The sequence below is a fragment of the Rhabdothermincola sp. genome, from assembly GCF_036846205.1.
Taxonomy (GTDB): Bacteria; Actinomycetota; Acidimicrobiia; order Acidimicrobiales; family Acidimicrobilacustridaceae; genus Rhabdothermincola.
Window position 1 is genome coordinate 1 of sequence record NZ_DAIUCK010000136.1, and the last position, 6575, is coordinate 6575.

Annotated in this window: 8 protein-coding genes; 3 read left to right on the forward strand and 5 right to left on the reverse strand. The window is 71.1% G+C overall.

Features of this window, described 5'->3' with window-relative positions; genetic code table 11:
- Together V7004_RS14730 and V7004_RS14735 are read right to left on the reverse strand one after the other, a co-directional pair.
- Positions 1-351: hydantoinase/oxoprolinase N-terminal domain-containing protein (locus V7004_RS14730; RefSeq protein WP_334144941.1), on the reverse strand; the 351-nt coding region annotated here is incomplete at its 3' end.
- Positions 351-2225 (reverse strand): hydantoinase B/oxoprolinase family protein, encoded by a 1875-nt coding sequence (locus V7004_RS14735; RefSeq protein WP_334144942.1) that lies wholly within the window; start codon positions 2223-2225, stop codon positions 351-353. The genes V7004_RS14730 and V7004_RS14735, both read right to left, overlap by 1 nt.
- Before the next feature lie 149 nt (positions 2226-2374).
- On the opposite strand from V7004_RS14735, the gene V7004_RS14740 reads away from it, so the two are divergent.
- On the forward strand, positions 2375-3142 hold the full coding sequence (locus V7004_RS14740; RefSeq protein ID WP_208027010.1) for an iron-containing redox enzyme family protein: 768 nt from the start codon (positions 2375-2377) through the stop codon (positions 3140-3142).
- Positions 3143-3217: 75 nt separating this feature from the next.
- Positions 3218-3703, forward strand: a complete 486-nt coding sequence (locus V7004_RS14745) for a carboxymuconolactone decarboxylase family protein (RefSeq protein WP_334144944.1) — start codon at positions 3218-3220, stop codon at positions 3701-3703.
- A 48-nt stretch (positions 3704-3751) separates the two neighbouring features.
- On the opposite strand, the gene V7004_RS14750 is transcribed toward V7004_RS14745, so the two are convergent.
- From V7004_RS14750 to V7004_RS14760, 3 genes are read right to left on the reverse strand one after another with little or no spacing between them, the layout of a single operon-like run.
- Positions 3752-4126 carry a hypothetical protein gene (locus tag V7004_RS14750; protein WP_334144946.1) on the reverse strand — a complete coding sequence of 125 codons (375 nt, stop codon included), beginning with the start codon at positions 4124-4126 and terminating at the stop codon, positions 3752-3754.
- A gap of 11 nt (positions 4127-4137) precedes the next feature.
- Entirely contained in the window at positions 4138-4818 is a 681-nt protein-coding gene (locus V7004_RS14755; protein WP_334144947.1) for a class II aldolase/adducin family protein, read from the reverse strand.
- The gene (locus V7004_RS14760) at positions 4815-5807 is read right to left on the reverse strand and encodes an NAD(P)-dependent oxidoreductase (protein ID WP_334144949.1); all 993 of its coding nucleotides are present in this window, start codon (positions 5805-5807) and stop codon (positions 4815-4817) included. Before V7004_RS14760 ends, V7004_RS14755 begins: the two co-directional genes overlap by 4 nt.
- Positions 5808-5870: 63 nt before the next feature.
- Between V7004_RS14760 and V7004_RS14765 the strand changes: the two genes are divergently transcribed.
- Positions 5871-6575 (forward strand): electron transfer flavoprotein subunit beta/FixA family protein (locus V7004_RS14765; protein ID WP_334144950.1); only part of this gene is annotated, 705 nt, incomplete at its 3' end.

Genomic DNA, 6575 nt, shown 5'->3' on the forward strand with positions numbered 1-6575 from the left:
CGGTGGGGGAGGGGGATACGAGGGGTCCCAGATCTGCTCCTTGTGGACCCGCCGCATCTCGATCTCGTCGCGGTGCCCCTCCGTGACCAGCAGGCCCACCGGCGCGCCGTTCATCTCGATCATGGTGTTGTCCGCGGTGGTGGTGCCGTGCACGAGGATGTCGAGCTGCCCGCACAGCTCTTCCAGGCTCAGCCCGAATCGCCCCGCGAGCTGGCCGAGCCCGTCCATCACCCCGATCGACTGGTCGTCGAGCGTGGTCGGTGTCTTGTCGAGCACGACCTGGCCGCCGGGGGTGACACAGATCAGGTCGGTGAACGTGCCGCCGACGTCGATGCCGACCCGGTAGCCCATCACCCCTCCCACTCGGTGCCGCCGAAGATGCCGTCACCGGGCTCGCCGGACGCCTCCACCCGCCGGGCGGCTCGCAGCTCGGCGGTGGCGGTCTCGTCAACCTCGAGGGTGAGCTCCGCCAGCGAGCCCCGCAGCACCACGCCGTAGTCCCGGGCGGCGCCCTCCACGGAGACGTACTCGTCCAGCACGTCGTCGAGCACCGCCTGCGGGTCGCGCTCGAGCGGATCCCCCCAGCCGCCACCCCCGCCGTAGTCGTAGTTGATCTTCTGTCCCGCGCTCATCGGTACCCAGTCGGCGGTGTGTTCGACCACGAAGGGGTCGTCGCTGCCCCAGCGGATGGTGAGCTTGTTGGGCGCCCCGGGCTTGCCGCCCGCGATGCCCGGCATCGGGTACTTCATGCCCACCACGTACGTGTAGACCTTGGCGTCGACCCGCACCTCCTTCACGTAGTGGCTGCCGCACAGCCCCCGCCACTGGCCCGGCCCTCCCGAATCGATGCGGTAGTCCCGACCCCACTGGATGTGCGGGTAGAGGCTCTCGTTGATCTCCGCCGTCGCCTTCCAGAGGTTGCCGAACGCGGCGGCCTGGCAGCCCCAGGCGTCCATCCCTTTGGCGGCGTTGCACCAGCCTGCGTACACCTCGGCCGAGTGGTCGGTGAACGGCTGGCCGGTGCGCGGGTCGATGCCGATGATGACCGTGGGGATGCCGGTCTTGTAGACCTGAGGCACGGCCTTGTCCGGCAGGACGTGCTGCATCGCCAGCGCGATGACCTCACCGACCTCGGCGCCCGGGTGGTGGGTGCCCGCGCTCACCGGCTTGCCCGGGTGCGGGTTGAGCACGCAGCCCTGGGGCACGACGAGCTCGATCGAGTCGAAGAAGCCTTCGTTCTTCGGGATCTCCGGGTCCATCATGGCGGCGATCTGGCCGACCGTGTACCCCCGGGTGTTGCCGAAGGTCGACCAGGCCTGCAGCTCCTGGCGGTCGTCGGAGCCGGTGAAGTCGATCGTGAGCCGCTCGCCCGACACCGTGACCTTGACGTGCAGGTGCACGTCGGGATGGCCGAGCGGGTCGTGGTCGACGTAGGTGTCGGCCTCGTAGACGCCATCCGGCCAGGCCCGCACCTCCTCCCGGAAGCGCTTCGCCGCGTAGTCGATCATGTAGTCGACCGACTGCTCGACCGTCGGCGCGCCCCACCGGTCGAGCAGCTCGCCGAGGCGGGCGGCGGCCAGTTGCGCCGCGCCGATCTGGGCCCGGATGTCACCGAGGTAGTCGGGCAGGCGGTTGTTGGCCGCCAGCGCGTAGAGCACGTCGCGCCGCTCCCGACCCTGGTCGACCACCTTGAGCACCGGCCAGCGGACACCCTCGCCCCACAGATCGTTGGCCGTCACGTTGTAGCCGCCGGGGACCGCCCCGCCGGTGTCGCCGTGGTGGCACTGGATGCTGGCGATGAGTACCAACCGCCGGCCCCCCGGGGTGGCCGGGTCGTCGGCGAACACCGGGGCGAAGACGTTGTAGTCGGGTAGGTGGCCACCACCGTGGTAGGGGTCGTTGGCGACGAAGACGTCGCCTTCGCGGAACTCCTCGGGGCCCAGGAACTCCAGCGCGAAGCGCACCGGCAGCGTCGAGGTCAGCATGAACTGGGGGATCCCGACCGACAGGGCGGCGAGCCGACCCTGGGCATCGAGGATGGTCGCGTTGCGCTCGTTGCTCTGGTTGAGGATCGGCGTGGTGGCGGTGCGCGAGACGTAGGTGGCCATCTCGAAGCACACCGTCTCCATGTAGTCCCGGATGACCTCCGCGGTGACCGGGTCGACGGTGACCGTCTCGGCCAGGCGACCCCTGCTCCCTGCCAGCTTGACCAGGTCGACGTGCATCTGAGGCTCCCCCCGGGGTCGGGACGCCGGGCTCTCGAGCCCGCTCGACCCCTCGACCAGCGAAGCTTGCCACGAACCTGACGTTCGTGTCATAAAAGTCTAACACCGCGCCGGGGACGCTCCTCGGGCGCTCCAGGAGGTCCCTTCCCATGACCGAGACCCGCGAGTTCAAGGACATCCGCAAGGGCACCACGGCCGAGGCGCTCCCCGTAGACGAGTTCATGAACGAGCTCGAGAAGATCCAGGCCGAGATCTGCACCGAGCGCAACCGGGTGTGGGAGCACGTGGCGGACGGCACCCTGTCGCTGCCGTACCTCCGCCGTCTCTGCAAGGAGTACTACTACCTCGGGGTGTGGTACACCTCCGAGTTCGGCTCGCTGGTCGCCAACGCGCCGGACTTCGACGCCCTGGACATGGAGTCCAGCGAGCACTTCCACCACTGGCTGCAGAACCTGTCGGACGAGACCGGCTTCACCGGCGACCGCAACCACGTCGATATGAAGGTGGAGTGGGCCAGGATGCTGGGCATCCCCGACGAGGAGCTGGTGAGCTTCGTGCCCATGCCCGAGACGATCGGCCTGGTGCTCGGCAGCCTCTACTACATGCGCCGCTCGTACGAGGAGGGGCTGGCCGCGTTCGGCTGGGCGGGCGAGCGGTTCGCGGCGTCGACCGGCTACGCGAAGTTGATGTACGAGGGCATGCGCGACCACTACGGCCTGGAGGTGGAGAACTTCCGGGTGCATGCCTACGCCGAGGAGGACCACGGCGACGCGGCCGACTACCTGCTCCGCAAGGTGGTCACCTCCGCCCACGTCCAACACCGGGTGCGCACCGCGGTGGTGCAGTGCTTCACGTTGCGCAACGCCCGCACCCGGGCGCTCAACCGCTGGCTGGACGAGCCGGGCGCCCTCCGCTGACGACGGGCGCGCTGCCCTGACCGGCCAACCGGGCGAACCCGGCGGGACCGACGACGGTGCCGTAGCCTGGCGGTCATGGCACGGATCTCCTTCCCCGAGCAGGGCTTCGGCGAGCACGTGGACTGGGCGCTGCTGCGGGCGGACATGGCGGTCGGGATGGGTGCCTTCTCGGAGGCGGTGTACGGGAACAGCACGCTGCCGGTCCGCGAGCGCGAGGCCGCCCGGTGGACCATCGCGTTGATCAATGACTGCGCGGTCTGCCAGGGCACGCGAGCCCGCGACGGCGAGGCCGCCGGCGTCGACGAGGGGTTCTACGCCGAGGTGGCCAACTGGCGGGAGAGCGCGGCGCTCACCGAGCGGGAGCGGCTGGCGGCCGAGTTCGCCCAGCGCTTCGCGCTCGACCACCAGGCGATGGACGACGAGTTCTGGGCTCGGCTGCGGGCCGCGTTCGCGGACGACGAGCTGGCCGATCTCACGATCTGCTGCGGCTTGTTCCTCGGGCTCGGCCGGACGCTGGCGGTCATCGGGGTGCGAGCGCCCGACGAGCGCATCCTGGTGTGACCCTACCCGGAGCGGGCCCGATCCGAGCGTCGTCGCCGGGAGACGCCGTCAGCGGGTGAGGAAGCTCACCAGGCTGAGCACCGCCGGTACCAGCATGCCGGCCACCACCAGCACCACCACGGCGCGCATCCACGGCGGCCGGCGCCACAGCGACGACGCGGGCAGCGGCGCGTCCCAGGGATCGTCGGCGCCGTCAACGGTCGGCGGAGCGGGCGGGTCTGCTGCCAGCGCGGCCGGTGGCAGGCCGAGCAGCACCCGGGCGCGGCTCAGATCGTGGGCCGGGACGACGAGCTGGGCGGTGACGCCGTCGTCGATCACCGTGGCGGTGATCGCGTCGTCGGCCAGGAAGGCGGCGGCGGCTTCCGCCTCCTCGATCGAGTCGTAGCTCGTGACCTCGACCAGCCGATCGCGAGAGGTGGCCATCGGTGGCGAGGCTACGACGGCCAGAGGCTGCTGCGCACGAACTGGTAGACGTTCGCGAAGTCGGTGGTCGACTTCTCGGGGATGGGGATCACCGTGCCCAGCGCACGGGCCCCCCAGACGATCTGCGCCGTGCGCTCCACCACCAGGGAGGCGTGCAAGGCATCACTCGGTGACTTGCCGATGCACACCAACCCGTGGTTGGCCATCAACGCGGCCGAGCGGTCGGCCAGGTGCGACGCCACCTCGGCCCCCAGCTCGTCGGTGCCGGTCATCCGGTAGTCGCAGATCGGCACGTCGCCACCGATGTAGGTGACCACCTCTTCGATGGCGGCGGGGATCGGTTCGCGCACCAGGGCGAACATCGACGCGTACGGCGCGTGGGAGTGGATGACCCCGCCCACCTCCGGATAGCGCTTGTAGCACTCGAGGTGGAGGGACTTCTCGCTCGTGGGGCTGCCGGTCCCCTCGAGCTTGTTGCCGTCGAGGTCCACGATGACCAGGTCGTCGAGGGTCATGGTGTCATACGGCATCGACGACGGGGTCATGCACACCGTCGCACCGCCGGGCATCCGGCCCGAGACGTTGCCCGCGGTGCCGACCACCAGCCCCTTCTCGTGGAACGCCTTGGCCACCGCGAGGACCTCGGCTCGCACTGCGTCGGCTGTGCGGTCACGGCGGGGGTCGGCGTTCACGGGAGCACCTCCGGGTTGGCGCAGTGCAGCGGGCGCTGGCCGGTGACGAGACGGGCCAGGTCGTCCGCGATCATCCTCGTGTGGTTGGCCTCGGTGTCGTAGGTGGCGCCGCCGATGTGGGGGGTGAGTACCACGTTGGCCATGCCCACCAACGGGTGGTCGGTGGGGAGCACCTCGCCTTCGAAGTGGTCGAGGCCCGCTCCCGCGAGGTGGCCGCTCTCGAGGGCCGAGGTCAGCGCCGCGAGGTCGTGCAGGCCCGCCCGGGCGGTGTTGAGGTACACGGCTCCCGGCTTCATGCGGGCGAACCGCTCGGCGCTCATCATGCCGAGCGTCTCGGGGGTCGGCGCGGCGTGGATCGAGACCACGTCGGCCTCCGCCAGTAGCTCCTCGAGGGAGCGGTGCGTGGCCTCCTCGCGGTAGGGATCGAACGAGATCACCCGCATCCCGAGGCCTTCGAACCGCCAGCGGGCGGCGCGCCCCACCGCCCCCAGGCCCACGATGCCGGCGGTCCGCCCGGCGAGCTGCCAGGCCCGGAACCGCTGGTAGGGGATGGTGCCGTCGCGGAAGACCTGACCCTCGCGCACGTCGCGGTCGGCGGGCAGCAGGTGGCGGGTCACGGCCAGCAGCAGCGCGACGGTGAGCTCGGCCACGGCGTTCGCGTTGCGGCCCGGAGCGTGCAGCACGGGGATCCCCCTCGCGGTGGCCCCGGCGACGTCGACGTTGGTGGGGTCGCCCCGGGTGGAGCAGATGGCCCGGAGCGGCAGGTCGAGCACCGGGCCCCGGCAGCTGTCGGCCTCGCAGATGATCACGTCGGCGCCGGTCTCGGTGATGCGGGCCGCGAGCTGCTCCTCGCCGTAGATGCGCAGCGGTGCGTCGGGCCCGGTGATCCAGGGGTCGGCGACCACGGTGCCGAGGTGCTCGAGGGTGTCGATGCCCTCGCCTCGTAGCGGCGCGGTGGCGAAGATGCGGAGGCGCCCATGGTCGCTCACGGGCACAGCCTCGCAGAACCTGACGTTGCTGTCATGTTCCTGTCGATCTGCGATACTGCCCGGATGCGCGTCGCCGCGCTGGTGAAGCAGATCCCCGAGTTCGAATCCATGGAGCTCGGCCCGGACGGGCGGCTCCGGCGCGAGGGGCTACCCCTGGAGATGAGCGCGTACTGCCGTCGCGCCGTCGCCGAGGGTGTGCTCGTGGCGGCTCAGACCGGCGGGACCTGCACGGTGATCACCCTGGGCCCGCCGTCGGCGGAGGACGTGCTGCGGGAGGCCATCGCCTACGGCGCCGACGAGGGCATCCTGGTCTCCGATCCGGCCTTCGCGGGCTCCGACACCCTGGCCACCGCCCGGGCCCTGGCCGCGACCTTGGAGCTGACCGGTCCCTACGATCTGGTGCTCGTGGGGCGCAGCTCCGTCGACGCCGACACCGGCCAGGTCGGCCCGCAGGTCGCGGAGCTGCTCGACCTCCCGTTCGCCACCGGCGTGAAGCGCCTGGCGCTCGCCGCCGACCGGCGGTCGGCCGACGTGGGCCTCGAGCTCGACGACGAGTGGGTGGAAGCCACCGTGGCGCTCCCCGCGGTGCTCAGCGCCGCGGAGCGGCTCATCGACCCCTGCAAGATCAAGGACCCGGCGGTGTGGGCCACCGTCGATCCCGCCCGGATCCGCCGGCTCCGGGCCCGCGAGCTGGGAGCGGGGCCCTGGGGGCAGGCGGGTAGCCCGACCCGGGTCGGTGAGACCCGGGTCGAGCAGGTGGATCGGGCC

Bases quoted from the DNA above. Each gene is read 5' to 3' on its own strand.
- V7004_RS14750 (WP_334144946.1), bottom strand. From the start codon at position 4,126: ATGGCCACCTCTCGCGATCGGCTGGTCGAGGTCACGAGCTACGACTCG.
- V7004_RS14740 (WP_208027010.1), top strand. From the start codon at position 2,375: ATGACCGAGACCCGCGAGTTCAAGGACATCCGCAAGGGCACCACGGCC.
- V7004_RS14735 (WP_334144942.1), bottom strand. From the start codon at position 2,225: ATGCACGTCGACCTGGTCAAGCTGGCAGGGAGCAGGGGTCGCCTGGCC.
- V7004_RS14745 (WP_334144944.1), top strand. From the start codon at position 3,218: ATGGCACGGATCTCCTTCCCCGAGCAGGGCTTCGGCGAGCACGTGGAC.